This window comes from Mycobacterium sp. NTMscope_Eco_3 (assembly GCF_976985685.1).
Genome location: NZ_CDRJYZ010000001.1, coordinates 885,842 through 909,115, shown reverse-complemented (window position 1 = coordinate 909,115; position 23,274 = coordinate 885,842). Strand labels below are relative to the sequence as shown.

Annotated in this window: 24 protein-coding genes; 12 read left to right on the top strand and 12 right to left on the bottom strand. The window is 68.7% G+C overall.

Features of this window, described 5'->3' with window-relative positions:
• Positions 1-24 precede the first annotated feature (24 nt).
• The gene (locus AC0KTM_RS04375; RefSeq protein WP_225330222.1) at positions 25-1,437 is read right to left on the bottom strand and encodes an extracellular solute-binding protein; all 1,413 of its coding nucleotides are present in this window, start codon (positions 1,435-1,437) and stop codon (positions 25-27) included.
• A 23-nt stretch (positions 1,438-1,460) separates the two neighbouring features.
• On the bottom strand, positions 1,461-1,988 hold the full coding sequence (locus AC0KTM_RS04370) for a YflT domain-containing protein (protein ID WP_225330221.1): 528 nt from the start codon (positions 1,986-1,988) through the stop codon (positions 1,461-1,463).
• A gap of 183 nt (positions 1,989-2,171) precedes the next feature.
• Between AC0KTM_RS04370 and AC0KTM_RS04365 the strand changes: the two genes are divergently transcribed.
• From AC0KTM_RS04365 to AC0KTM_RS04345, 5 genes are all read left to right on the top strand, one after another.
• Positions 2,172-2,768: a DUF4190 domain-containing protein gene (locus AC0KTM_RS04365; RefSeq protein ID WP_238958113.1), complete on the top strand. Its 597-nt coding sequence runs from the start codon at positions 2,172-2,174 to the stop codon at positions 2,766-2,768.
• Positions 2,769-2,908: 140 nt separating this feature from the next.
• Positions 2,909-4,216 (top strand): magnesium transporter MgtE N-terminal domain-containing protein, encoded by a 1,308-nt coding sequence (locus AC0KTM_RS04360; RefSeq protein WP_225330219.1) that lies wholly within the window; start codon positions 2,909-2,911, stop codon positions 4,214-4,216.
• A complete protein-coding gene (locus tag AC0KTM_RS04355) occupies positions 4,213-4,755 on the top strand; it encodes a DUF1003 domain-containing protein (protein ID WP_225330218.1) in 543 nt (180 codons plus the stop codon). The genes AC0KTM_RS04360 and AC0KTM_RS04355 overlap by 4 nt, the downstream gene beginning before the upstream one ends.
• A gap of 105 nt (positions 4,756-4,860) precedes the next feature.
• Positions 4,861-6,147: a lytic transglycosylase domain-containing protein gene (locus tag AC0KTM_RS04350; RefSeq protein ID WP_238958114.1), complete on the top strand. Its 1,287-nt coding sequence runs from the start codon at positions 4,861-4,863 to the stop codon at positions 6,145-6,147.
• Positions 6,148-6,258: 111 nt separating this feature from the next.
• Positions 6,259-7,413 carry an Mrp/NBP35 family ATP-binding protein gene (locus AC0KTM_RS04345; RefSeq protein WP_238958115.1) on the top strand — a complete coding sequence of 385 codons (1,155 nt, stop codon included), beginning with the start codon at positions 6,259-6,261 and terminating at the stop codon, positions 7,411-7,413.
• Between the two features lie 16 nt (positions 7,414-7,429).
• Here AC0KTM_RS04345 and tatB read toward each other — a convergent pair whose 3' ends face one another.
• The 4 genes from tatB to sigE all read right to left on the bottom strand — a co-directional run bounded on the left by tatB (position 7,430) and on the right by sigE (position 10,814).
• Entirely contained in the window at positions 7,430-7,849 is a 420-nt protein-coding gene (tatB, locus tag AC0KTM_RS04340; RefSeq protein WP_238958116.1) for a Sec-independent protein translocase protein TatB, read from the bottom strand.
• Entirely contained in the window at positions 7,850-9,364 is a 1,515-nt protein-coding gene (htrA, locus tag AC0KTM_RS04335; protein ID WP_225330177.1) for a serine protease HtrA, read from the bottom strand.
• A gap of 157 nt (positions 9,365-9,521) precedes the next feature.
• Positions 9,522-9,917, bottom strand: a complete 396-nt coding sequence (gene rseA, locus AC0KTM_RS04330; protein ID WP_238958117.1) for an anti-sigma E factor RseA — start codon at positions 9,915-9,917, stop codon at positions 9,522-9,524.
• A 141-nt stretch (positions 9,918-10,058) separates the two neighbouring features.
• Entirely contained in the window at positions 10,059-10,814 is a 756-nt protein-coding gene (gene sigE, locus AC0KTM_RS04325; protein ID WP_238958118.1) for an RNA polymerase sigma factor SigE, read from the bottom strand.
• A 202-nt stretch (positions 10,815-11,016) separates the two neighbouring features.
• Here sigE and AC0KTM_RS04320 point away from each other — a divergent pair, with 202 nt between their 5' ends.
• The 6 genes from AC0KTM_RS04320 to AC0KTM_RS04295 all read left to right on the top strand — a co-directional run bounded on the left by AC0KTM_RS04320 (position 11,017) and on the right by AC0KTM_RS04295 (position 17,381).
• Positions 11,017-11,685: an O-methyltransferase gene (locus AC0KTM_RS04320; RefSeq protein WP_238958119.1), complete on the top strand. Its 669-nt coding sequence runs from the start codon at positions 11,017-11,019 to the stop codon at positions 11,683-11,685.
• Positions 11,686-11,760: 75 nt separating this feature from the next.
• The gene (locus AC0KTM_RS04315; RefSeq protein ID WP_238958120.1) at positions 11,761-12,399 is read left to right on the top strand and encodes a TetR/AcrR family transcriptional regulator; all 639 of its coding nucleotides are present in this window, start codon (positions 11,761-11,763) and stop codon (positions 12,397-12,399) included.
• Positions 12,389-13,354 carry an ABC transporter ATP-binding protein gene (locus AC0KTM_RS04310; protein ID WP_238958121.1) on the top strand — a complete coding sequence of 322 codons (966 nt, stop codon included), beginning with the start codon at positions 12,389-12,391 and terminating at the stop codon, positions 13,352-13,354. Before AC0KTM_RS04315 ends, AC0KTM_RS04310 begins: the two co-directional genes overlap by 11 nt.
• Entirely contained in the window at positions 13,351-14,994 is a 1,644-nt protein-coding gene (locus tag AC0KTM_RS04305) for an ABC transporter permease (RefSeq protein WP_238958122.1), read from the top strand. The genes AC0KTM_RS04310 and AC0KTM_RS04305 overlap by 4 nt, the downstream gene beginning before the upstream one ends.
• A gap of 7 nt (positions 14,995-15,001) precedes the next feature.
• Positions 15,002-15,676 (top strand): methyltransferase family protein, encoded by a 675-nt coding sequence (locus AC0KTM_RS04300; protein WP_225330172.1) that lies wholly within the window; start codon positions 15,002-15,004, stop codon positions 15,674-15,676.
• 22 nt (positions 15,677-15,698) lie between these two features.
• The gene (locus tag AC0KTM_RS04295) at positions 15,699-17,381 is read left to right on the top strand and encodes a CocE/NonD family hydrolase (RefSeq protein WP_472415038.1); all 1,683 of its coding nucleotides are present in this window, start codon (positions 15,699-15,701) and stop codon (positions 17,379-17,381) included.
• On the opposite strand, the gene glgC is transcribed toward AC0KTM_RS04295, so the two are convergent.
• Positions 17,378-18,592, bottom strand: a complete 1,215-nt coding sequence (glgC, locus tag AC0KTM_RS04290; RefSeq protein WP_225330170.1) for a glucose-1-phosphate adenylyltransferase — start codon at positions 18,590-18,592, stop codon at positions 17,378-17,380. The genes AC0KTM_RS04295 and glgC overlap by 4 nt on opposite strands.
• Before the next feature lie 155 nt (positions 18,593-18,747).
• Between glgC and glgA the strand changes: the two genes are divergently transcribed.
• Entirely contained in the window at positions 18,748-19,920 is a 1,173-nt protein-coding gene (glgA, locus tag AC0KTM_RS04285) for a glycogen synthase (RefSeq protein ID WP_238958123.1), read from the top strand.
• 29 nt (positions 19,921-19,949) lie between these two features.
• Here glgA and AC0KTM_RS04280 read toward each other — a convergent pair whose 3' ends face one another.
• The 5 genes from AC0KTM_RS04280 to folP all read right to left on the bottom strand — a co-directional run bounded on the left by AC0KTM_RS04280 (position 19,950) and on the right by folP (position 23,096).
• A complete protein-coding gene (locus AC0KTM_RS04280; RefSeq protein ID WP_003878471.1) occupies positions 19,950-20,123 on the bottom strand; it encodes a DUF3117 domain-containing protein in 174 nt (57 codons plus the stop codon).
• 166 nt (positions 20,124-20,289) lie between these two features.
• Positions 20,290-20,871, bottom strand: a complete 582-nt coding sequence (gene tag, locus AC0KTM_RS04275) for a DNA-3-methyladenine glycosylase I (RefSeq protein WP_472415036.1) — start codon at positions 20,869-20,871, stop codon at positions 20,290-20,292.
• Positions 20,872-20,873: 2 nt separating this feature from the next.
• Complete coding sequence (locus AC0KTM_RS04270) at positions 20,874-21,227, bottom strand: DivIVA domain-containing protein (RefSeq protein ID WP_238958125.1); 354 nt, start codon at positions 21,225-21,227, stop codon at positions 20,874-20,876.
• Between the two features lie 58 nt (positions 21,228-21,285).
• Complete coding sequence (locus AC0KTM_RS04265) at positions 21,286-22,275, bottom strand: glucosyl-3-phosphoglycerate synthase (RefSeq protein WP_472415035.1); 990 nt, start codon at positions 22,273-22,275, stop codon at positions 21,286-21,288.
• Positions 22,272-23,096: a dihydropteroate synthase gene (folP, locus tag AC0KTM_RS04260; RefSeq protein WP_238958383.1), complete on the bottom strand. Its 825-nt coding sequence runs from the start codon at positions 23,094-23,096 to the stop codon at positions 22,272-22,274. Before folP ends, AC0KTM_RS04265 begins: the two co-directional genes overlap by 4 nt.
• Between the last annotated feature and the right edge of the window lie 178 nt (positions 23,097-23,274).

The following is a 23,274-nucleotide window of genomic DNA, read 5'->3' as shown; positions in this document are numbered from 1 at the left end:
GGCGCGTTTCGGGGGCCGTGGCCGTCACGGCAACAGCCCCTTCCCGTCGATGGCCTTCTGCACCTCGGTGGCGAGCTCGTCGGCGGTCCGCTCGGGGTCGACCTTGGTGATCGGGCTCAGCGTCGCGGCCAACCGGATGGCCACCGCCTGATAGACCGGCGTGGCCGGACGCACCGCGGCATCGGTGAGTTGGCGGCGAATGATCGTGTACATCGGGTACTTGGCCTGGAACTGCGGGTCCGAATACAGCGACGTGCGCACCGGGGGCAGGCCCCCCGCGATCGACACGTACTTCTGGTGCTGCAGGCTGCGCAGGCAGCGGATGGCTTCGAACGCCTCGGCTCGGTGGCGGGTGGTGCTGGCCACCGCCAGGTTCGCGCCGCCGATGGTCACCTTGGCCGGACGGCCCGGCGTCACACCGGGATACGGCGCGAAGCCGAAGACTTTCTGGCTGGCCTGATAGGCGATGCGGAATTGCTCGTCAGTGGGCACGAACGTTCCGACGTCGTTGATGCTGCCGGCCAACCGCGGATCCTGGTTGAGCGGCAGAAAGGGCACACCGCCCTTCACCGCGTTCTCCAGCATGGATGCCAGCGCGTACGGCCAGTTGACCGCGAGCGCGGCCCTGCCCTGTTCGACCGCCAACCGCGCGGTGCCCTCGTCGGTGCGGGTGATCGACGGATCGGCCCCGGGCGCGCTCGCCACGGATTTGAGGATCCGCAGCGCAGTGACGGTGGCTGCCCGGTGCGCCGGCGTGTCGGTCAACGTGACGTGGCGGCCGTCGTCGGATAGCACCTGGCCGCCCCCGCTGGCCAGCAACGTGTTGAACCAGACCACCAGGCCTTCGCCCTCGTTGGCCTGCACGGCGATCCAGCTGGGCTGCCCCGCGGCGTGCAATCTGGTGGCCTCGCGCACCATCCCATCCCAGGTTCGCGGCGGCTGACGCACCAAATCCGGCCGATACCAAAGCAATTGGGTGTTCGTTGTGACGGGGGCTGCGTAGAGCTTGCCTTCCCAGCGCGCCGTCGACAGCGGGCCCGGCAGGATATCGGCCGTCGCGTCGGGTTCGGCGCGCCCCGCGGGATCGTCGGACAGCGGTAGCGCCCAGCCCGCCTCGGCGAACTCCGCCGTCCACACCACGTCGAGCGACATCACGTCCAGCGTGCGGTCGTGACCGGTCAACCGCCGCGCCAGCTGCAAACGCTGCTCGCCGGGGGCTCTGGGCAGACTGATCTGTTGAATGGCGAAGCGGCCGCCGAATTGCTTGGTGCAATCCTGCGCGACCGCGGTGAACGTCGCACCGTCGGCAGCCGTGGTGTAGAAGCTGATTACCAGCCCGTGCGTTCCGGAAGCGCATGCCGATACCGCCGCGGCGATGGTGAGCGTCGCCAGCGCGATTGCGCCCGTCCGGCGTACGCGCACACGACGACTCACCACCGATCACACCTCTCGTGCGCGCCTCAGATCGCCAAGCGCGCCAACAGGTCCCGCGCCTTTTCTGCGTTTTGCGGATCACAGAGCACGTCGTAGCGCCCAGCCACCAATTGCATGGTCGAACTGAAATCCCTTGTGCCACGGGCCATTGAATACGGAACAGCCGAAGTGATGAGCCCGAAGAAGACGCCGGCGACCAGGCCCGTGACCAGTGCGCCCCAGGGATTGGGACTGAAGAAGCCCAGCACCAGGCCGATGAACAGGCCCAGCCACGCCCCGCTCAGCACGCCTCCGCCGAGCACCTTGGGCCAGGTCAATCGGCCGGTAACTCGCTCCACCTGCATCAGGTCGACACCCACGATGGTCACCTGTTGGACCGGGAACTGTTGCTCGGAGAGGTAGTCGACGGCGCGTTGCGCCTCGGCGTAGGTGGGATAGGACCCGACCGGCCAGCCCCGCGGAGGTGTCGGCAGTCCAGGCGACCCTCGCCCACGCCCCGTCGCGCCTCCTGGCGTCGCGCCGGGAACCTGCCCAGGCTGGAAAGGATTAGTCATCGCCGTTCATTGTCCTCCGCCTCGGTCGTCGTTTCATCTCAGGGCCTTTCCACCCTATCCCGCGGCCCGGCGCCACCTGCGAAAACACGGCGCGCTGGCGCGGGGTGACCAGCCCGGGGCTGCGCGGCGCCCTGACGTTTCGCAACGGTGGCCGCCACCTGCCCATGGGTTAGGTTGAACACCATGACAGCTCCCGGCGGCGGCTTCGGCGAGAGTGCCCACGACGACAAGGCCGACCCACCCACCGGCGGCGACGCCTCTGAGCAGCAGGACCAGCCGGCCCCCTGGGAACCGCCCTCCGCCGATTCGGCGCCCCCGCCGTATCCACCGCCGGGCTATCCCACCGACTACGCAGCCGGGTATCCGCCGCCGTCGTACCCCCCGCCCGTCCCGCCACCACCGGGCTATGAACAACCACCCGGTTACGGCGGATCGCCCTACCCGCCGGCACCACCGCAGTACGCCGGGCCGCCCCCCTACGGGTCTCCCGGATATGCGGGCGGCTATTACCCGCCGCCGGACTACCACGGTGGCTATCCGGCCCAGGCCGCTGTGCCCGGGACGAACCCGCTGGCGATCGCCTCGCTCATCGCGTCGTTCACCGGCCTGTTGTGCTGCATCGGCTCAATCGTGGCCATGGTGCTGGGCGCGATCGCCCTGGACCAGATCAAGCGGACCCGGCAGGAGGGTTTCGGCCTGGCGGTCGCCGGCATCGTCATCGGAATCGCCACGCTGGTGGTGACTTTGGTGATCGTGCTCTTCGCGCTGCGCACGCATTAGCGGCGTTCGCCCCGCATCAGTGCCTGGCGCGATCGCAAGCGCGGCGGAGCCGGGCGCAGCGGGTCGCCCCGCATCAGTGCCCGGCGCGATAAGCCCGGCCGGTCTGCCATCGGACCGATGGCTGCCTAGGCTCTACTTCCATGGGATCGGTCAACAGGGTGTACATCGCGCGGCTCGCGCGAATGTTGGTGTTGGGTCCACTCGGGGAGTCCGTCGGCCGGGTCCGCGACGTTGTGATCAGCATCAGCATCGTCCGCCAGCAGCCGCGCGTCCTGGGGTTGGTCGTCGACCTCGCGACCCGGCGCAGCATCTTCATCCCGATCCTGCGAGTCGCGTCCATCGAGCCCAACGGCGTGACGCTGAGCACCGGCAACGTGTCCCTACGCCACTTCGTGCAGCGGCCCGGGGAAGTTCTGGCGATCGGCCAGGTGCTGGACACCCAGGTCAAGGTCAACGACCCCGAACTGCCCGAGCTGGCCGGCCTCGACGTCGTGGTCACCGATCTGGGCATCGAACAGAACCGGACGCGCGACTGGATGGTGAGTCGGGTCGCCGTGCGCCCGCACCGACGGCTGGGACGGCGCGGTCCCGTTCACGTCGTGGACTGGCAAAGCGTGCAGGGTTTGACCCCGTCGGCGCTGGCCTTGCCGGGGCAGGGGGTGGCGCAGCTGCTGGGCCAGTTTGAAGGGCGCAAGCCGATCGATGTGGCCGACGCGATCCGCGCACTACCGGCCAAGCGACGCTACGAGGTGCTCAGGGCGCTCAACGACGACCGGCTGGCCGACATCCTGCAGGAGTTGCCGGAGCTGGATCAGGCCGAGGTGCTGTCGCAGCTGGGCACCGAGCGATCGGCGGACGTGCTCGAGGAGATGGATCCCGACGACGCCGCCGACCTGCTCGGCGTGCTGAACCCCACCGACGCCGAGATGCTGCTGACCCGGATGGACCCCGACGAGTCCGCGCCCGTGCGCCGGCTGCTGACGCATTCGCCGGACACCGCGGGTGGCCTGATGACTTCCGATCCGGTGGTCCTCACCCCGGACACGTCGGTCGCGGAGGCGCTGGCCCGGGTCCGCGATCCGGACCTCAGCACCGCCCTGTCCTCAATGGTGTTCGTGGCGCGTCCACCGACGGCGACGCCGACCGGCCGCTACCTGGGCTGCGTGCACTTGCAGCGGCTGTTGCGCGAGGCGCCAGCCGAGCTGGTCGGCGGGATCGTCGACAGCGAGTTGCTCACCCTGACACCGGAGACGCCGCTGATCGCGGTGACCCGCTACCTCGCCGCGTACAACCTCGTGTGCGGCCCCGTCGTCGATGACCAGAACCACCTGTTGGGTGCGGTCACCGTGGACGACCTGCTCGATCACCTGCTGCCGCACGACTGGCGCGTGGACATGCAGGAACTCGACGCGGCCGGCCAATTCCAAGGATTGGGAGGTTCCGCGTGAGCAAATCCACGGCTCCGCGAGGGCTGTACACCCCGCGGACATCGCGCAGGTATTCCCCCCGGCTGGATCCGGAGACCGTCGGGCAGCTCACCGAATCGATCGCGCGTTTCTTCGGCACCGGCCGCTACCTTCTGCTGCAGACGGTCATGGTGGTGGTGTGGATCGCGGTGAACCTGTTCGCGGCCAAGGCGCGCTTTGACCCCTACCCATTCATCCTGTTGAACCTGGCCTTCTCCACACAGGCCGCCTACGCGGCCCCGCTGATCCTGTTGGCGCAGAACCGGCAGGAGAACCGCGACCGCGTCGCACTCGAAGAGGACCGCCGTCGCGCCGCCCAGACCAAGGCCGACACCGAATACCTGGCCCGTGAATTGGCGGCATTGCGGCTGGCCGTCGGCGAGGTGGTGACCCGCGAATACCTGCGCCACGAACTGGATGACCTGCGCGAACTGCTCGCCGATCTGACGCCGGAATCCCCCGATGCGGGCCCGGCACCGCAGGGCGACAACCTGGAGCGCGCGGCTAAGAAATCAAGGTGAGATCCGCTTCGACCATTGCGCCACTCGCGCCACAAGAGTTATGTATGGTGATCTGGTTCACCGATCTAACAGAAAGTAAGTCCAGCTCACACCTAGGACGGTCGAGTGCGCATAGGGGGAAACCGGGGTGCGAGCCCGGCCGCCGCGACTGCGCGGCAGCTAGCACTTCGGAATACGCGCAAGCCGATATTCGGCGTCGCCATGATCACTCCGCTGGTCTTCGCGGGCGCCGTCAGCGGGGCGGCACCTGAACTTCCGGCGCAGATGCCGCCGGTTCATGCCGCCGTCACTCCGGTGGCCGCGGTCTCCCCCACCTTCCCCGACCTCACCGGGCCCGCCGTCGTCGCGGTCGACCGCAGCCCCACCGCCTTTCACGTCGCCGAGCCCGCGCTGTCCGCGCCGCCGCCGGCGATGATCGTCAATGCGCGTGGCGCACTGGGCATTCCGAGCATCGCATTGGCCGCATACCGCAACGCGGAGCAGAAGATGGCCGTCGCCGCCCCGGGCTGCGGCGTCAGCTGGAACCTGCTGGCAGGCATCGGGCGCATTGAATCGGGGCACGCGGGCGGCGGCGCGGTCGACGCACGCGGCACCGCGATCACCCCGATCTACGGCCCGTCGCTGGACGGCACGCTGCCCGGCAACGAAGTCATCATCCAGAGCAGCGCCGCCAATCGCGTCACCTACGCCCGCGCGATGGGACCGATGCAGTTCTTGCCGGGGACCTGGGCGCGCTACGCCTCCGACGGCAAGGGCGACGGCGTGGCCGACCCGCAGAACCTGTTCGACTCCACCCTCGCGGCTGCCCGGTATCTGTGCAGCGGGGGGCTGAACCTGCGTGATCAATCGCAGGTGTTGAGCGCGATTCTGCGCTACAACAACTCGATGCCCTATGCGCAGAACGTGCTGGGGTGGGCGGCGGCCTACGCCACGGGCGTCGTCCCGGTCGACCTGCCGCCGATGACCGGACCGCCGCCGCCGTTGGGCGACGCGCACCTTGAGCATCCCGAAGGGCTGGGGCCCAACCTGCCGATGAACATCAACGGCCTGCCGCTGGACGACCCGCTGGCGCGCGTACCACTGATCGACCTGAGCAGCCCCGCGATGGTCAGTCCCCCGCCGATGTTCCCCTGGATGTCTCCCACGCCTCAGCAGGCGCCGGCCCAACTTCCCGGGTGCACCGTGATTTGCATCGGCACCCAGAGCTCACCTCCGGCGGCACCTCCGCAACCGTTCGCTCCGCCGCAGCCTTTCGCTCCGCCGCCCCCGGATGTCGTCGCGCCGCCGGCCGCCGGCGCGCCGCAAGCCGTGCCGTCGCCCAAACCGGCCGGCCCGGCGGCGGCGCCGAACGCGCCCGCGGTGCACAAGCCCGCGCCGGGTCCGGCCAACTGACGCCGCGGCGATCGCCAGCGCGGCAAAGCCGGGCGCAGCGGGTCGCCGCCAACTGATCCTCAACGGGTCGCCACCGAACTGCTCCATCGCGCACGCCTACACTCGGCGGTGATGTCCAGCCATGACTCTTCTGATTCCGCCGACCTGAGCGCGGCAATCCGCGCCGCACTGGGGAAGGTGATCGACCCCGAACTGCGGCGTCCTATCACCGATCTCGGGATGGTCAAAAGCATCGACACCGAACCCGACGGCTCGGTCCATGTCGCGATCTACCTGACCACCGCCAGCTGTCCGAAGAAGAACGAGATCAGCGAACGGGTCAGCCAAGCGGTCTCCGACGTCCAGGGCACGGGCGCGGTGAAGGTCAGCCTCGACGTGATGAGCGACGAGCAGCGCACCGAGCTGCGCAAGCAGTTGCGTGGTGACGCCCGTGAGCCGATTATCCCGTTCGCACAACCGAATTCGCTGACCCGAGTCTATGCGGTCGCGTCCGGGAAGGGCGGGGTGGGCAAGTCCACCGTCACGGTCAACCTGGCGGCGGCGATGGCGGCCCGCGGCCTGTCCGTCGGCGTGCTGGACGCCGACATCCACGGCCATTCCATCCCCCGGATGATGGGCACCACCGACCGGCCCACCCAGGTCGAGTCGATGATCCTGCCGCCCATCGCCCACGAGGTGCGGGTCATCTCGATCGCTCAGTTCACCGAGGGCAACACGCCGGTGGTATGGCGCGGGCCGATGCTGCACCGCGCCCTGCAGCAATTCCTGGCCGACGTCTATTGGGGTGATCTGGACGTGCTGCTGCTCGATCTGCCGCCGGGGACCGGCGACATCGCCATCTCGGTGGCGCAGCTGATCCCGAACGCGGAGATTCTGGTGGTGACGACGCCACAGCTGGCCGCGGCCGAGGTCGCCGAGCGGGCCGGCAGCATCGCGCTGCAGACGCGCCAACGCCTCGCCGGCGTCGTGGAGAACATGTCGGGGCTCACGCTGCCGGACGGCTCCACGCTGAAGGTGTTCGGTGAGGGGGGCGGCGAGCAGGTGGCCGAGCGGCTGTCGCGCGCGGTCGGCGCCGATGTGCCGCTGCTGGGTCAGATCCCGCTGGATCCCGAGCTGGTGGCCGCGGGCGATTCCGGCACTCCCCTGGTGCTGAGCGCGCCCGATTCGCCGGTGGGCAAGGCGCTGCGCGGGGTGGCCGACAGCTTGTCCTCGCGTCGGCGCGGGCTGGCCGGCGTATCGCTGGGGCTCGATCCGAAAGGCCGCTGAAACCGGCCGGGCCGGTTTAGGTTGCGTCGGTGTCGAACGGCGTGTGGCCGCCCGTCTGCTGTTCCGCCCCGAGCGGTTGTCCGTTCGCCGGTGCGGGAGGGGCGGGCGGCGGAGTCTCCAGCGCGGCCCCGTTCACCGGCTTGTCGAAGTTTCCGGTCAGGAACGAGTCATCGCCGTCCAACAGGTGCTTGGTCAGCGCGGCGCGGGGGGTCATGCCCCGCAACTTCTGCAATTCGCTGAGCGGACCGCGCAGGTCGTCGAACTCGGGACCGAGATCCTCGCGCAACTGGCTGGTCACACCGCTCAGGTAGTCGCGCGCCTGGCGCAGCGCGTTGGCCGACCACCGGATGGCGCCGGGGAGCCGCTCGGGGCCGAGGACCACCAACCCGACCACGACGAGGACGAGCATTTCTCCCCAGCCGACGTTGGCGAACATCTAGCCGCTATCCGGGTCCGGTTTCACCGTCAGGGTGACGTGCCGGCCATCGCGGACCACCTCGATCGGGGAATCCTGGCCGATGGTCAGTTGCCGCACCGCGACCACGAATTCGTCGGCGTCGGCGACCTTGCGGTTCCCCACCTTGACGACGACGTCGTTTTCCAGGACGCCGCCCTTCTGCGCCGGACTTCCTGCCTTCACGTTGGCGACCTGGGCGCCGGAGGCGATCGCGTTGCTCACCGAGCGGGTGCTGACGCCCAGCGTCGGGTGCACGATCTTCCCGTCCCGGATCAAGGTCTGGGCGACTTCCTTGGCCTCGTTGATCGGGATCGCAAAGCCGAGCCCACTTGCGCTGTCGGACAACGACTTACCCGCGGTGTCGATGCCGATCACCTGGGAATCCATGTCGATCAGCGGGCCGCCGGAGTTGCCGTGGTTGATCGACGCGTCGGTCTGCAGGGCGTCGATCACCGTGTCGGTGTCCGAGCCCTCCCCGGACAGCGGGACCGGCCGGTGCAGCGCGCTGATGATCCCGTGCGTCACGGTGCTGCGCAACCCCAGCGGCGCACCCGCGGCCAGGACCTCGTCGCCCACCCGCACCTTGTCGGAATCACCCAGGCGCGCCACGCTCAGGTTGTCGACGTTGTCGACCTTGATCACCGCCAGGTCGGTCTTGGGGTCGCGCCCGACCAGGTTGGCGGGCACTTCCTTGCCGTCGTTGAACACCACGGTGGTCTTGAACTGGCTGGGGTTGTTCGCCGCCTCGGAGATGACGTGGTTGTTGGTGACGATGTAGCCACGCCCGTCGATGACGACGCCGGAGCCCTGCATGCCCTCCTGGTCGCTCTTGGACTCGATGGTCACCACGGCGTTCGCGGTCGCCGACGCCACCTTGGCGAAGCGCCCGGCCGGGCCTTCCCCGTTGCCGTTGGTCGACAGCGTCACCTTGGAGGTGGTGAACGCCTCGGCGACCTCGGCCGTCTTGCGGCCCACCACCCCGCCGATCAGGCCGATGACCAACGCGATCAGCGCCAACACCAGCAACGCCAGGTAGGACACCCGGCCGCCGAACAGCACGTCGCGCACACCCAGTTTGCCGCCGTAGCCCAGCGCGGAGCGCGAGGTCGATGGCGCAACCGCCGGGGTTCCCAAGGCCGCCGCGGCCGCCGGATCCCGCCAGGGATCGTCCAGCTCGTCGGGCTCCCCGCCGTCTTTCTCGGCGGCCAGCGCGCCGACGTCCACGGGGTGGCGCTGCAGCGAATCGAGGCTGCCCTGCGGCCGGTGGAAGGCCTCCTGGAGGACGGGGTCGGCCGGGCGATCGCTCGGCCGGAATTCGGACTGGTCCCGGTACTTCTGCGGGCGGACGCGCTCGGCCACGAACGACCCGCGCAGCCCGTCGGGACGACTGAACTCCCGACGCGATGCGGGGTCGACCGGCGGACGCGAGACGGGGCGCGGCGCTAGGCGGTTGCCGCTGTCATTGCTTCGGTCGAAGCCTTGGTCGGAGGTCACGTTATCCCTTTTGGATCCTCTACTTGAGCGCTCGAGACGGGCCTTTACCGGTCGATATGTGCGGCAGCGGCGTTGTCCGTGTCCACCCTAGTATCCACGGCGCGTCGTGGGTCGACATGAACGAGCGTGTGGGGCGATTGCGCAGCGGGTTCGATTGCTATCGACGCTTGCGCCGCTCGCGGGCATCGCGGTCGGCGAAACCGTCGGATGCCGGCGCGGTCGCGTCGTCGGGCGAATCGTAGGGAATGTCAGCCAGCATGCCGAGCAGCGTGCTGGGGATGCGGATCGGGTGGGAATCGCGCAGCGCCGCGCGCGTCCGACTCTGATCGTCGACCTCGGCCGCGCACTGGGGGCACATCGACAGGTGATGCGCGGCCCGCAGGTGGGCGTTCATCCGCAGCTCGCCGTCGACGAACGCGGCGATCGCCTCGACGGACAGGTGTTCGGTGGAACCGAACTGGCGGGGTGCGCCGACGGGCGCGTCGCTCTGGGAGGCGAACTGGGCGGGAAGCCAGGAGAACGCGCGGCGGAACACATGTCCTCGATCGGGCATCACCAGCTCCTTGCCACTCATTGTCCTTGCCGCCTCGTCTCGAATGTAGCGCGAGCCGGTGAGCAATAGCGCAGCTACGGGCGCAAAGCCGCTGAATATCTACCTGATCGCTCCGCTGCCGAGACAGGCGGGCGTCGCCGTCTACGCCGACTGGGCGCGCAGCTCGTGCCGATCGGAGTGCGCGGCGAGGTAGTCACGCAGGGCCTGGCGTCCGCGGTGGATGCGGCTGCGCACGGTCCCGAGCTTGACGCCCAGGGTGGCACCGATCTCCTCGTAGGACAGACCTTCGATGTCACACAGGACGACGGCCGCACGAAATTCCGGCGGCAGCGAATCCAGCGCCGCCTGCAGGTCAGGGCCGAGCCGTGAATCGTGGTAGATCTGCTCGGGGTTGGGCTCGTCGGCGGGCACCCGCTCGTAGTCCTCGGGCAGTGCCTCCATCCGGATGCGCGCGCGCCGGCGCACCATGTCGAGGAAGAGGTTGGTGGTGATGCGGTGCAGCCACCCTTCGAACGTGCCCGGCTGATAGTTCTGCACCGACCGGAAAACCCGGATGAAGGTCTCCTGGGTGAGGTCCTCGGCGTCGTGCTGGTTGCCGGAAAGCCGATAGGCCAGCCGGTACACCCGGTCGGCGTGCTGACGAACCAGCTCGTCCCACGACGGCATGGCCGACTTGTCCCCGGTCGCGTCGAAAACCGCGGTCCCCTGCGGAGCATCCGTCGGCTGCACCCACTCGTCGGTGGGGCGCTCCTGCGCGTGAGACATGCTGGACGGGCTGAGCAAGGTGGTGATGATCAATTCCTCCGAATCGGGTGTGCCGATCACTGGCACTTCGTCATTGACGGCAACAGGCAGCTGCCATTCGGTATTCCCCGCCCAACGCGCTCCGCGATCCATACGGACACCGTCGCGTATCGGCGTATGTGCGGTATATGAACAGTCTGAGCTGAGCCTGAGAAACCGTTTCGTTACCTGCGCTGTGCAGGAAATATCCATCGCACGGTGACCTTAAACGCACCGGGCCGGTTGGGCGTGTCGCCGGCGTGCGGTTTTAGGCGCGCCTGTCGGTTCGCGCGATCAATTGGAATACGCTGCGGGCATGGACGGCACCGACGCAGAAGCCCCTGGCCAAACAGCGCCCAGTCGGGCCGCATCGCTCTTTGCCCACGCCGAGGGATCGATATCGGAGGACGCGGTGTTGGCGGCCGCCCGCGAGCGTGCCGTCGACATCGGCGCGGGCGCGGTGACGCCGGCCGTGGGCGCGTTGTTGAGCCTGCTGACCAAGCTGAGCGGCGGCAAGGCCGTCGCCGAGGTGGGCACCGGCGCGGGCGTCAGCGGCCTGTGGTTGCTGTCGGGCATGAGCGATGACGGCGTCTTGACCACCATCGACATCGAACCCGAATACCTGCGGCTGGCCAAGCAGGCGTTCACCGAGGCCGGCATCGGCCCCTCGCGCAGCCGGCTGATCGGCGGGCGCGCCCAAGAGGTGCTCACCCGGCTCGCCGACGAGTCCTACGACCTGGTGTTCATCGACGCCGACCCGATCGATCAGCCGGACTACGTCGTCGAGGGCGTCCGGTTGCTACGCCCCGGCGGCGTGATCGTGGTGCACCGGGCGGCGCTGGGCGGGCGGGCCGGCGATCCGGCTGCCCGCGACGCCGAGGTGGTGGCGGTGCGCGAGGCGGCCCGCCTCATCGCCGAGGACGAGCGGCTCACCCCGGCGCTGGTGCCGCTCGGCGACGGCATCCTGGCCGCGGTTCGCGACTGAATTCGCGCGCTTTTACGCATTCTTGACGCGAGTCATCCTTGACCGCGGACTGAACGTGTGTTTAGCGTACTGAACATGCGTTCAGCCGACCTGACGGCCGCGGCCCGAATCCGCGATGCGGCCATCGAGCAGTTCGGCGAGCACGGGTTCGGCGTCGGGCTTCGTGCCATCGCCGAAGCGGCGGGCGTGAGTGCCGCGCTGGTGATCCACCACTTCGGCTCGAAGGAGGGCCTGCGCAAGGCCTGCGAAGACCACATCGCCGAGGAGATCCGCAACACCAAGTCCGAGGCGCTCCAATCCAACGACCCGGCCACCTGGTTCGCCCAGATGGCCGAGATCGAGGAGTACGCACCGCTGATGGCATACCTGGTGCGCAGCATGCAGACCGGCGGCGAGCTGGCGAACATGATGTGGCGCAGGATGATTGACAACGCGCAAGAATACATGGAAGAGGGTGTGCGCGCCGGGACGATCAAGCCCAGCCGCGATCCCCAGGCCCGCGCGAAATATATGGCGATCACCGGCGGCGGCGGGTTCCTTCTCTACATCCAAATGCATGAAACACCAACGGATCTCCGCGCGGTGCTGCGCGACTACGCGCGTGAGATGATCCTGCCCGCCCTCGAGGTCTACACCGAAGGATTGCTGACCGGCCGGACCATGTACGACGCGTTCCTGGCTGCCGAAGATCAAGGAGAATCCCATGGCAACTGAAAATTCCATCGGCTCTGCCCCGATCGAGATCCGAGGGCTCACCAAGAATTTCGGCGCGGTGCGGGCACTGGACGGCCTCGACCTCACCGTGCAGGAAGGGGAAGTCCACGGCTTCCTCGGCCCCAACGGCGCCGGGAAGTCCACCACCATCCGCATCCTGTTGGGTCTGGTGAAAGCCGACAGTGGCAGCGTGCGGTTGCTGGGCGGTGATCCCTGGACCCAATCCGTCGCGCTGCATCGCCAAATCGCGTATGTCCCGGGTGATGTGACGCTGTGGCCCTCCCTGACAGGTGGCGAAACCATCGATCTACTGGCCCGCATGCGCGGCGGCATCGACAAGCGGCGCCGCGCGGAGCTGATCGAGCGCTTCGACCTGGACCCGCACAAGAAGGCGCGCACGTATTCCAAGGGCAACCGCCAGAAGGTCTCCCTCGTCTCGGCGTTCTCATCCCACGCCAGGCTGCTGCTCCTGGACGAGCCCAGCAGCGGCCTGGACCCGTTGATGGAGAACGTGTTTCAACAGTGCGTGGCGCACGCCCGCGACCGGGGCACGACGGTGTTGTTGTCCAGCCACATCCTGGCCGAGACGGAAGCGTTGTGCGAACGGGTGACGATCATCCGGGCGGGCAAGACGATCGAAAGTGGTTCGCTCGACTCCATGCGGCATCTGAGCCGCACCTCGATCAGGGCCGAAATGACCGGCGACCCGGGCGATCTCAGGCGGATCAAAGGCGTCGAGGACGTCAGCGTCGAGGGCAATACGCTGCGCGCCCAGGTCGATAGCGAAAGCCTGGGCGAGCTCATCCGCGTGCTCGGCGACGCCGGCGTGAGCAGCCTCGTCAGCCAGCCGCCGACGCTCGAAGAGCTCTTCTTGCGCCACTATGACACGTCCGGAGACACCTCCGGCGGTGACGGCCGGCACGGGCGCGACGCGGAAAAGGTGTCGTTGTCATGAGCGCGCCAACACTGGACCGGCCTTACGCGTCGGCATCGCCTGCGCCACCCCGCAGTTCGAATTTTTCCGGAACGCTTGCGATGTTGCGGCTCTACTTGCGCCGCGACCGGGTCTCGTTGCCGCTGTGGGTGTTTCTGCTGTCGGTGCCGTTGGCGACGGTGTACGTCGGCAGCATCGAAAAGATCTACCCCACCGAGGCCGGCCGTGCCGGATTCGCCGCGTCCATCATGGCCAGCCCGGCCCAGCGCGCGCTGTACGGCCAGGTCTACAGCGACAGCCTTGGCGCCGTGGGGATTTGGAAAGCCGGGATGTTCCACGTGCTGATCGCGGTGGCCGTCATCCTCACGGTGATCCGGCACACCCGCGCCGACGAGGAGAACGGGCGGACGGAGTTGGTGGACTCGACCGCGATCGGCCGCTACGCCAGCCTGAGCGCGGCGCTGCTGCTGTCGTTCGGGGCCTCGATCGGCACCGGCGCGATCGGCGCGGCGGGCCTGCTGAGCACCGACGTCCCGCCCGCCGGGTCGCTGGCGTTCGGGGCGGCGCTGGCCTGCTCCGGCCTCGTGTTCACCGCGGTCGCCGCGGTGACCGCACAGTTGTCGCCCAGCGCCAGGTTCGCGCGCGGTGCCGCATTCGCCGTCCTGGGAACCGCGTTCACCCTGCGCGCCGTCGGCGACGCCGGGTCGGGAACGTTGTCGTGGCTGTCTCCCCTGGGGTGGTCGCTGCTGGTCAAACCGTATGCGGGTGATCGCTGGTGGGTGCTGCTGCTGCACCTGGCGACGGCGACCGCGTTGACCCTCCTGGCGTATCGGCTACTCGCCGGCCGCGATGTCGGCGCCGGGCTCATCGCCGAACGCCCCGGGCCCGCGACCGCTTCGCCGGCGCTGAGCAACGCGTTCGGGCTGACGTGGCGCCTCGACCGCGCGGCGCTGCTGCTGTGGACGGTCGGACTGTGCCTGTACGGGCTGCTGGTGGGCAGCGTGGTGCACGGCATCGGCGACGAGCTGGGCGACAGCGGCGCGGCCCGCGACATCGTCGCCCGGATGGGCGGCACCAGCGCCCTCGAGGATGCCTTCATCACCGTGGCGTTCGCCATGATGGGCATGGTGGCAGCCGCGTTCGCCGTCTCGCTCACACTACGGTTGCACCAGGAAGAGTCCACCCAGCGGGCCGAGACGGTGTTGGCCGCGGCGGTGTCGCGAACCCGTTGGCTCGCAAGCCATTTGGTGACCGCACTGGGTGGGTCCGCGCTGGCGATGCTGGCCAGCGGGGTGACCGCCGGGGTTGTCTACGGCATCGCGGCCGGCGATGTCGGTGGCAAACTCGCGACGGTCGTCGCAAGCGCGGCGGTCCAACTGCCCGCCGTCTGGCTGTTGTCGGCCGTGACGGTTGGTGTCTTCGGCGTCACGCCGCGGTTCACACCGGTGGCCTGGGGCGTGCTGATCGGTTTCATCGCCCTGTACCTGATCGGATCGTTGGCCCGGTTCCCGCAGTGGCTGCTCGACCTCGAACCGTTCGGGCACATCCCGAGAATTGGCGCTGATTTCACCGCCGTGCCCTTGCTATGGCTACTGGCCATCGACGTAGGGTTGGTGGTTCTGGGTGCCATGGCTTTTCGGCGCCGCGATCTACGCTGCTAGGAGCGTGATGAAAACCGGCATCCGCGTGACGACGACATCCCTCGGAGGCATTCTTTCCTGGGTCTTGATCCTGCTCCTACCGGCGGGCACGCTGCACTACTGGCAGGCGTGGGTCTTCATCGCCGTGTTCACCGTGGCGACCATCGTGCCCACGGTCTACCTGAGCCGGGCCAACCCCGCGGCCCTGCAGCGGCGCATGCGTGCGGGCCCGCGGGCCGAACCCAGAACCGCTCAGAAATTCATCATCACCGGCTCGTTCCTGGGTCTGTTCGCGACGATGGTCTTCAGCGCGCTCGACCATCGGTTCGACTGGTCGTCGGTGCCGGCGTGGCTGTCGCTGCTCGGCGACGTGCTGGTGGCGATCGGGCTCGGGATCGCCATGCTGGTGATCGTCCAGAACAGTTATGCCGGCGCCACGGTCACGGTGGAAGCGGACCAGACCGTGGTGTCCGGCGGCCTGTATCAATTCGTGCGCCATCCGATGTACGTCGGAAACGTGATCATGATGATCGGCATCCCCCTGGCACTCGACTCGTATTGGGGGCTGCTCTTCGTCATCCCCGGCACCATCGTGCTCGCGCTGCGCATCTTTGACGAGGAAAAGCTGCTCATTCACGAATTGCCCGGCTACCGCGAATACGCCGAGCGCGTGCGCTATCGGTTGGTTCCCTACATCTGGTAGCCGGCGCGCCTAGGGTATTGCCGTGGCGCCCAATCGGCTACCGGCCCTGGACCGCCCGTGGCGACGGCGCGGTGGGCTGCGGTACGCACTGAGCCGGATTCGCGGCGTCGCCAGACCGCCCGTCACCGTCACCGACCCGCCCGCCGACCTCGAGGTCGAGCGCGACGTCGCCGTCGCCACGCGCGACGGAACGGTGTTGCGGATCAACGTCTTTCGCAGTGCCGGCGCCGAAGCACGACCGGTCGTCCTCAGCATCCACCCCTACGGCAAGGACAACCTGCCGCAGCGGCGGGGTGACACGTGGACGTTCTCCGCGCAGTACCGGGTACTGCGCCAGCCGCGGCCGGTGACCTTCTCGGCGCTGACCGGTTGGGAGGCGCCCGACCCGGCGTGGTGGACCGCGCAGGGCTTCGTCGTGGTGAACGCCGACTCGCGCGGTTGCGGGCACTCCGACGGCACCGGGAGCCTGCTGTCGCGGCAAGAGGCCGAGGACACCTACGACCTGGTGCAGTGGGTCGCCGGCCAACCGTGGAGCGACGGCAACGTCGTCATGCTCGGGGTGTCCTACCTGGCCATCAGCCAGTACGCCGTCGCGGCGCTGCGGCCGCCGGCGCTGCGCGCGATCTGTCCGTGGGAAGGCTTCACCGACGCCTACCGCGACCTGACGTTTCCGGGCGGCGTCCGGGAGCGGGGCTTCACCCGGATGTGGTCGCGAAACGTGCGACGCGCTACGCGGCAGACCTACGACCTCGAACGCATGCAGGACCTCCACCCGCAGCGTGACGAGTTCTGGCGCTCCCTGGCACCGGACCTGGCCTCGATCACGGTGCCCATGCTGGTGTGCGGGAGCCTGTCCGACAACAACCTGCACACCCGCGGCTCCCTCCGCGCGTTCACGCACGGCGGGTCCGGCCACGCCCGGCTCTACATGCATCGGGGCGGCAAGTGGGCCACCTTCTACTCCGAGGACGCGCTGGCCGAGCAGCTGGCGTTCTTTCGCGGTGTGCTCAACGGCGCCCCCGCGTCGCGCAGTGTGCGCCTCGAGGTACGCGAGGACCGCGACACCGTCGCGGCGGTGCGCGAAGAAGCCGAGTGGCCACTGAACCGAACCCGATGGCGCCCAATCTATTTGGGCACCAGCGGGGTGTTGACGTCCGATCCTCCCTCGCACCCCGGCCGCGTGACATTCGGAACACGTTCGCGCGCGGCAACTTTCACCTGGACGGTTCCCGACGACATCGAACTGACCGGGCCGATGGCCGCCCGGTTGTGGGTCGAGCTGACCGGCTGCGACGACGCGAACCTGTTCGTCGGGGTGGAGAAGTGGCGCGGGGGCCGCTTCGTCGGATTCGAGGGCTCGTATGGCTACGGCCGAGACCGGGTGAGCACCGGCTGGCAGCGCGTCTCGCTGCGCACCCTGGACCCCGAGCTGTCCCGCCCGGCCGAACCCGTCACCACCGGCACCGATCCGCGGCCGGTCTCCGCCGGCCAGGTGGTCGAGGTCAACGTCGCGCTGGGCCCGTCGGCGACGTTGTTCCGCGCGGGCGAGCAGCTGCGGCTGGTGGTCGCCGGGCGCTGGTTGTGCCCGAGAAACCCGCTGACGGGCCAATTCCCGGCGGCCTACCAGAGCTCACCGCGCGGGCGCGTCACCCTGCATTGGGGCCCGGAACGCGGCGCGCACCTGCTGATCCCGGAGATCCCCTAGATCCAGACGCCCTTGCCCACCGCGACCACGCCACCGGCGCTGATCGCGAAGCGCTCCCGGTCCTTCTCCAGATCCACCCCGACCATCTCGCCCGGCCCCACGACGACGTTCTTGTCCAGGATCGCGTGGCGCACCACCGCGCCACGACCGACCCGAGCGCCGGGCATGATCACGCTGCCTTCCACGATCGCGCCGTCGTCGACCACCACGTTGGACGACAGCACCGAGTTGCGCACCGACGCCGCCGAGATGATGCTGCCGGCACCCACCACCGACTCCTGCGCGGAACCGCCGTTGACGAACTTGGCCGGCGCCAGGTTCTCCGACTCGCCGCGGATCGGCCAGCGCTTGTTGTAGAGGTTGAACACCGGATGCACCGACACCAGGTCCATGTGCGCGTCATAGAACGCGTCCAGCGTTCCGACGTCCCGCCAGTAGGCCCGGTCACGATCGGTGGCGCCGGGCACCTCGTTGTCGCTGAAGTCGTAAACCGCGGCCATCCCGTCAGCCACCAGTCGCGGGATGATGTCACCACCCATGTCGTGGTCGGAATGGTCGTCGTCGGCGTCCGCGCGGATCGCGTCGATGAGCACCTTGGTGGTGAAGATGTAATTGCCCATCGACACGAACGTCGTCTCGGGGTCATCCGGGGTGCCCGGCGGATCGAGCGGCTTCTCCACGAATTGGCGGATGTGCCCGGACTCGTCGGAGTCAATGCAGCCGAACGCGGTGGCCTCGCTGCGGGGCACCCGGATGCCGGCTACCGTCGCGCCGGCCCCGCTGTCGATGTGGAACCGGACCATCTGCTCGGGGTCCATCCGGTACACGTGGTCGGCACCGAAAACCACTATGTAGTCGGGGTCTTCGTCGTAGATCAGATTCAGCGACTGGTAGATCGCGTCGGCCGAACCGGTGTACCAGCGCGGGCCGAGGCGCTGCTGCGCGGGCACCGGCGTGATGTACTCACCGGCCAAACCGGACAACCGCCAGTTCTGCGAAATGTGACGGTCGAGTGAATGCGACTTGTACTGCGTCAGAACGCAGATCCGCAAATAGCGGGCGTTGACGAGGTTGGACAGCACGAAGTCGATCAGCCGATAGGCGCCCCCGAAGGGAACCGCGGGCTTGGCGCGATCCGCGGTCAGCGGATACAGCCGCTTGCCCTCACCGCCGGCCAGGACGATGCCCAGCACGTGTGGTGCTTCCCTCATGGTGTCAAACCTATCGGCCGCCGCGAAACGCTGCCAGGGGGACGGCGTCATTGCCCGCTTCTGTGGGGCTGTCCGTCAAGGTATTTGGGTCTGCGGGCAAACAGACGACCCCGCCCGACTCACGGCCCTCGTCGTCGCCGAACTACGGTGCGGGTATGCGGGTGGCGATGATGACTCGGGAATATCCCCCAGAGGTCTATGGCGGGGCGGGGGTACACGTCACCGAACTCGTCAGCCACCTGCGCCGGCTGTGCGCGGTGGACGTGCATTGCATGGGCGCGCCCCGCCCGGAAGCCCAGGGAGTGCACGTGCACCAGCCCGACCCGCGGTTGCAGGGGGCCAACGCGGCGATGACGACCCTGTCCGCCGACCTGATGATGGCCACCGCGGCATCGGCGGCCAGCGTGGTGCATTCACACACCTGGTACACCGGCATGGCCGGTCACCTGGCCGCGCTGCTCTACGACGTCCCGCACGTGTTGACCGCGCATTCGCTCGAGCCGCTGCGCCCGTGGAAGGCCGAACAACTCGGCGGGGGCTACCGGATCTCGACCTGGGTCGAACACACCGCGGTGCTGGCCGCCGACGCCGTCATTGCGGTCAGCTCCGCGATGCGCGAGGACATCCTGCGCGTCTACCCCGCGCTGGATCCCGGCGCCGTACACGTCATCCGCAACGGCGTCGACACCGACGTCTGGTTCCCCGCGACCCCACCGCAGACCGGGTCGATGCTGGCCGCACTCGGCGTCGATCCCGCCCGCCCGCTGGTGGTGTTCGTGGGTCGCATCACCCGGCAGAAGGGGCTCGCGCACCTGGTGGCGGCCGCCCACCGGTTCAGCCCGGAGGCGCAGGTGCTGCTGTGCGCCGGGGCCCCCGACACCCCGGAGATCGCCGACGAGATTCGGGATGCGGTCGCCGGCCTGGCTCGCGGCCGCACCGGCGTCTTCTGGGTCCGGGAAATGCTTCCCATCGGGGAATTGCGCGAAATCTTATCGGCCGCATCGGTTTTCGTGTGCCCGTCGGTGTATGAGCCGTTGGGCATCGTGAACCTGGAGGCGATGGCCTGCGCGGCCGCGGTGGTGGCCTCGGATGTGGGCGGTATTCCGGAGGTGGTCGCAGACGGGGTCACCGGGACCCTGGTGCATTACGACCCCGACGATGTGGCGGGCTATCAGGCCGGATTGGCCGAGGCGGTCAACGACCTCATCGCCGACCGCGAAAAAGCGCAGCGCTACGGCAAGGCAGGACGCCAACGCTGCGTCGAGGAGTTCTCCTGGGCCCACGTCGCCGAGCAGACCCTGGAGATCTATCGGAAGGTGTGTGCGTAGCACCGCCGACTCTCGTTCGGCGGCAAGCCCTAGCTGGAGCTCGTGACGCCCTTGAGTTCGTCACCGAGGGCAGCGGCTTCGTCGGGCGTCAGCTCGACGACCAGTCGACCTCCACCTTCAAGTGGTACCCGCATCACGATGCCGCGCCCCTCCTTGGTTGCTTCCAGAGGACCGTCTCCGGTCCGGGGCTTCATCGCCGCCATCGAGTGCTCCCTCCAGGTTCGAGCTGGCCCGCCCGCGCGGACCTGGTCGGCACCGAGCACGCCCCGCCAGCGAACTTCAAGCCATGCCCGGCATCGAACTGACTTATCACCCCTCCATTGTTCCCTATCCAGGTCACCGCTCGTACAAAGACCCACAACTGTGTGCTCAGCGGGCGGTCGGGGGCACCCAGCAACCCCGGATGTGGTCGTCGACCATGCCGGTCGCCTGCATCAACGCATAGGCGGTGGTCTGACCGACGAAGCGGAACCCACGCCGCTTGAGTTCACGGGCCATGGCCTTCGATTCGTCAGTGGCCGAGGGAATTTGGGTTGCGTCGGCCGGGCGCGACCGCGGCGACGGCGCAAACGACCACAGCAGCTCCGCCAGGTCCGCCGGGGTTCCCAGCTCCGCGGCCGCGCGGGCGTTGGCGATCGTCGCGTCAATCTTGGCGCGGTTGCGCACGATTCCCTGGTCCGCCATCAGCCGCTGCACGTCGTCGTCGGTGTACTCGGCGACCGTCGCGACGTCGAACCCGGAGAACGCGCGCCGGAAATTCTCCCGTTTGCGCAGGATGATCAGCCACGACAGGCCGCTCTGAAAGGCCTCCAGGCTCATCCGCTCGAACAGGCCCAATCCGTCGCGCAGCGGGCGACCCCACTCCTGGTCGTGGTAGTTGCGGTACATCTCGAAGTCCGGCCCGGGCCGAATGGCCGCCCAGCTGCACCGAACCAGCTCGTCTTCGCTCACATTCAGTCCTGACGATCCTCGCCCTCGCCGGGTTCCGCGGAATCGTCCTCGGTGTCCTGTTCGGCCGCGGGCGCGGCGTGCACCGCGGCGAGCTGGCCGCGCAGGGCCTCCAGCTCGCGGGCGAGGCGGTCCAGCACCCAGTCCACCTCGCTGGTCTTGTATCCGCGCAGCGTCTGGGTGAACTTGACGGCGTCGACGTCGGAACCGGTCACCCCGTAGGCCGGCAGCACCGTCGCCGTCGTCCCTTTCGGCAGGGGCGGCAGCTGCTCGCCGCGACCGAACATCAGGCTGGCCGCGCCGAACAGGACGATCGCCACCAGCACCAGCACCACCAGGTACAGCAACACCAACGCCACGGGATCGATATTGCCCTATGCCGCCGACACGGCGATGTCCAGCGTGACCCCTTGGGGCTTATCGGGGCCTGATCACCTGCATCGGCGGCCGGTCGGCCAGCGACACCGGCGAGGTGTGCTGGGAGTAGCCCTGACCGTCGGGCCCTACGGCCACGAACTGGGTCAGGCCGACCCCGGAGTCGGGGATCCCGCAGCGCGACAGCAGGGTCGCGATGACCTGGCGGCTCATCGCGCCCAACTCGGCCAGCGGCCGGTTGCGGTGTGCCCGCACGCCCAGGTTGACCTGGGCGATCGCGTCGAGACCCAGCCGGTCGAAGGTGTCCACCAGCAGGCCGATCTCCACGCCGTAGCCCGGGGCGAACGGCACCGAGGTCAGCAACTCGCGGGTGGCCGCGTATTCGCCGCCGAGCGGCTGCAGCACCCCGCCCAGCTCGGGCCGCAGCGCCGCGAGCAACGGCCGGGCCACCAGCTCGGTGACCCGCCCACCGCCGGTGGCACCCGCACTGCCACCCACATCGGCGACGTTGAGGGGCCGCCGGTAGAAGCTCTTGACCAGGTGAACGCTGTCGCCGGTGAGCAGGGGGCCGACCAGCCACGGCACGAACATCGGGTGCGGGTTGATCAGGTCGGAGTCGACGAACACCACGATGTCGCCGCGGGTGGCCGCCAGCGAACGCCACAACGCCTCGCCTTTGCCGGGCCGTATCGGCACCTCGGGCAGCGCCTGCTCGCGGCTGACGACGCGGGCGCCGGCGGCGACGGCCCGGATCTCGGTGTCGTCGGTCGAGCCGGAGTCCAGCACGATCAGCTCATCGACCAGCCCGTCGACCAGCGGTGAGATGCTTTCGATCACCGACTCGATGGTTTCTTCCTCGTCGAGGGCGGGCAGCACCACCGAAATGGTCCGCCCAGCCTTGGCCGCCTCCAGTTCGGCGACGGTCCAGCTCGGGCGGTTCCAGCTGCGGTCGGCCAGCCAGGTGTCCCCCGGCCTCGCGGCGAGCATCCCGTCGCTGGCGAGATCGCCCGCGACCAGGTCTGACATCGTCATGCGAGCCCCCTCACCGTGCGGGCCGGCGGGCGCGTCCCCTGGATCGAGGCCACCATTTCCAGCACCCGGCGGGTGGCGGCGACCTCGTGCACGCGAAACATCCGCACACCGGCGGCCGCGGCGAGCGCGGTGGCCGCCAGCGTTCCCTCGAGCCGCTCGGTCAATTCCACACCCAGAGTCTCCCCGACGAAGTCCTTGTTACTCAAAGCCATGAGCACGGGCCACCCGGTATTAACAAGATCGTCGACATGGCGCAACAGCAGCAGCCCGTGGAAGGTGTTCTTGCCGAAGTCGTGGGTCGGGTCGATCAGCACCCGGTCGCGGGCCACGCCGCACGCGACCGCTCGCTCGGCGGCGGCGGCGACTTGGGCGATCACGTCGTCGACCACGCCGCGCGTGCTCGTTCCGTAGTTCACCCGGAACGGGCGGGTGCGCGGCTGCGCGTTCCCGGTGTGCGAACACACCAGACCCGCCCCGAACTCCGCGGCCACTTCCGGCAGGGCGGGGTCGACGCCGGCCCAGGTGTCGTTGATCAGGTCGGCCCCGGCCGCGCAGGCCACCGTGGCGACCTCGGATCGCCAGGTATCGGCGCTGATCACCTGGTCGGGATAGGCGTCGCGCAGCCATTCGATGAACGGCACCAGCCGGGCGATCTCGGTGTCGGCGTCGACCTCTTGGCCCGGGCCGGCCTTGACGCCGCCCACGTCGATGACGTCGGCTCCGTCGGCCACGGCCCGGTGCACGGCCGCGCGGGCGGCCTCGTCGCTGAAGGTCGCGCCCCTGTCGTAGAACGAGTCCGGGGTGCGGTTGACGATCGCCATGATCAGCGCGCGATCGGCTGACACGGGACGGCCGCAGAACGACGATTGCACGCGTCTATGGTGCCTGGTCGCCGAACAGCGTGCAGTGCCAGGTCGCGAGCGTAACTGCACTGCGAAATCCGACTCGCCATCTCGCAGTGTGGTTACGCTCGCGACCGACTGATCGGCGCGGCCGCCC

What these genes read in the sequence shown, in the direction of transcription:
- AC0KTM_RS04370 (WP_225330221.1), bottom strand. Translation starts at nt 1,988, where the DNA reads ATGACTAATCCTTTCCAGCCTGGGCAGGTTCCCGGCGCGACGCCAGGA.
- AC0KTM_RS04365 (WP_238958113.1), top strand. Translation starts at nt 2,172, where the DNA reads ATGACAGCTCCCGGCGGCGGCTTCGGCGAGAGTGCCCACGACGACAAG.
- AC0KTM_RS04360 (WP_225330219.1), top strand. Translation starts at nt 2,909, where the DNA reads ATGGGATCGGTCAACAGGGTGTACATCGCGCGGCTCGCGCGAATGTTG.
- AC0KTM_RS04345 (WP_238958115.1), top strand. Translation starts at nt 6,259, where the DNA reads ATGTCCAGCCATGACTCTTCTGATTCCGCCGACCTGAGCGCGGCAATC.
- tatB (WP_238958116.1), bottom strand. Translation starts at nt 7,849, where the DNA reads ATGTTCGCCAACGTCGGCTGGGGAGAAATGCTCGTCCTCGTCGTGGTC.
- rseA (WP_238958117.1), bottom strand. Translation starts at nt 9,917, where the DNA reads ATGCCCGATCGAGGACATGTGTTCCGCCGCGCGTTCTCCTGGCTTCCC.
- sigE (WP_238958118.1), bottom strand. Translation starts at nt 10,814, where the DNA reads ATGGATCGCGGAGCGCGTTGGGCGGGGAATACCGAATGGCAGCTGCCT.
- AC0KTM_RS04320 (WP_238958119.1), top strand. Translation starts at nt 11,017, where the DNA reads ATGGACGGCACCGACGCAGAAGCCCCTGGCCAAACAGCGCCCAGTCGG.
- AC0KTM_RS04315 (WP_238958120.1), top strand. Translation starts at nt 11,761, where the DNA reads ATGCGTTCAGCCGACCTGACGGCCGCGGCCCGAATCCGCGATGCGGCC.
- AC0KTM_RS04310 (WP_238958121.1), top strand. Translation starts at nt 12,389, where the DNA reads ATGGCAACTGAAAATTCCATCGGCTCTGCCCCGATCGAGATCCGAGGG.
- AC0KTM_RS04305 (WP_238958122.1), top strand. Translation starts at nt 13,351, where the DNA reads ATGAGCGCGCCAACACTGGACCGGCCTTACGCGTCGGCATCGCCTGCG.
- AC0KTM_RS04300 (WP_225330172.1), top strand. Translation starts at nt 15,002, where the DNA reads ATGAAAACCGGCATCCGCGTGACGACGACATCCCTCGGAGGCATTCTT.
- glgC (WP_225330170.1), bottom strand. Translation starts at nt 18,592, where the DNA reads ATGAGGGAAGCACCACACGTGCTGGGCATCGTCCTGGCCGGCGGTGAG.
- glgA (WP_238958123.1), top strand. Translation starts at nt 18,748, where the DNA reads ATGCGGGTGGCGATGATGACTCGGGAATATCCCCCAGAGGTCTATGGC.
- AC0KTM_RS04280 (WP_003878471.1), bottom strand. Translation starts at nt 20,123, where the DNA reads ATGGCGGCGATGAAGCCCCGGACCGGAGACGGTCCTCTGGAAGCAACC.
- AC0KTM_RS04265 (WP_472415035.1), bottom strand. Translation starts at nt 22,275, where the DNA reads ATGACGATGTCAGACCTGGTCGCGGGCGATCTCGCCAGCGACGGGATG.
- folP (WP_238958383.1), bottom strand. Translation starts at nt 23,096, where the DNA reads ATGGCGATCGTCAACCGCACCCCGGACTCGTTCTACGACAGGGGCGCG.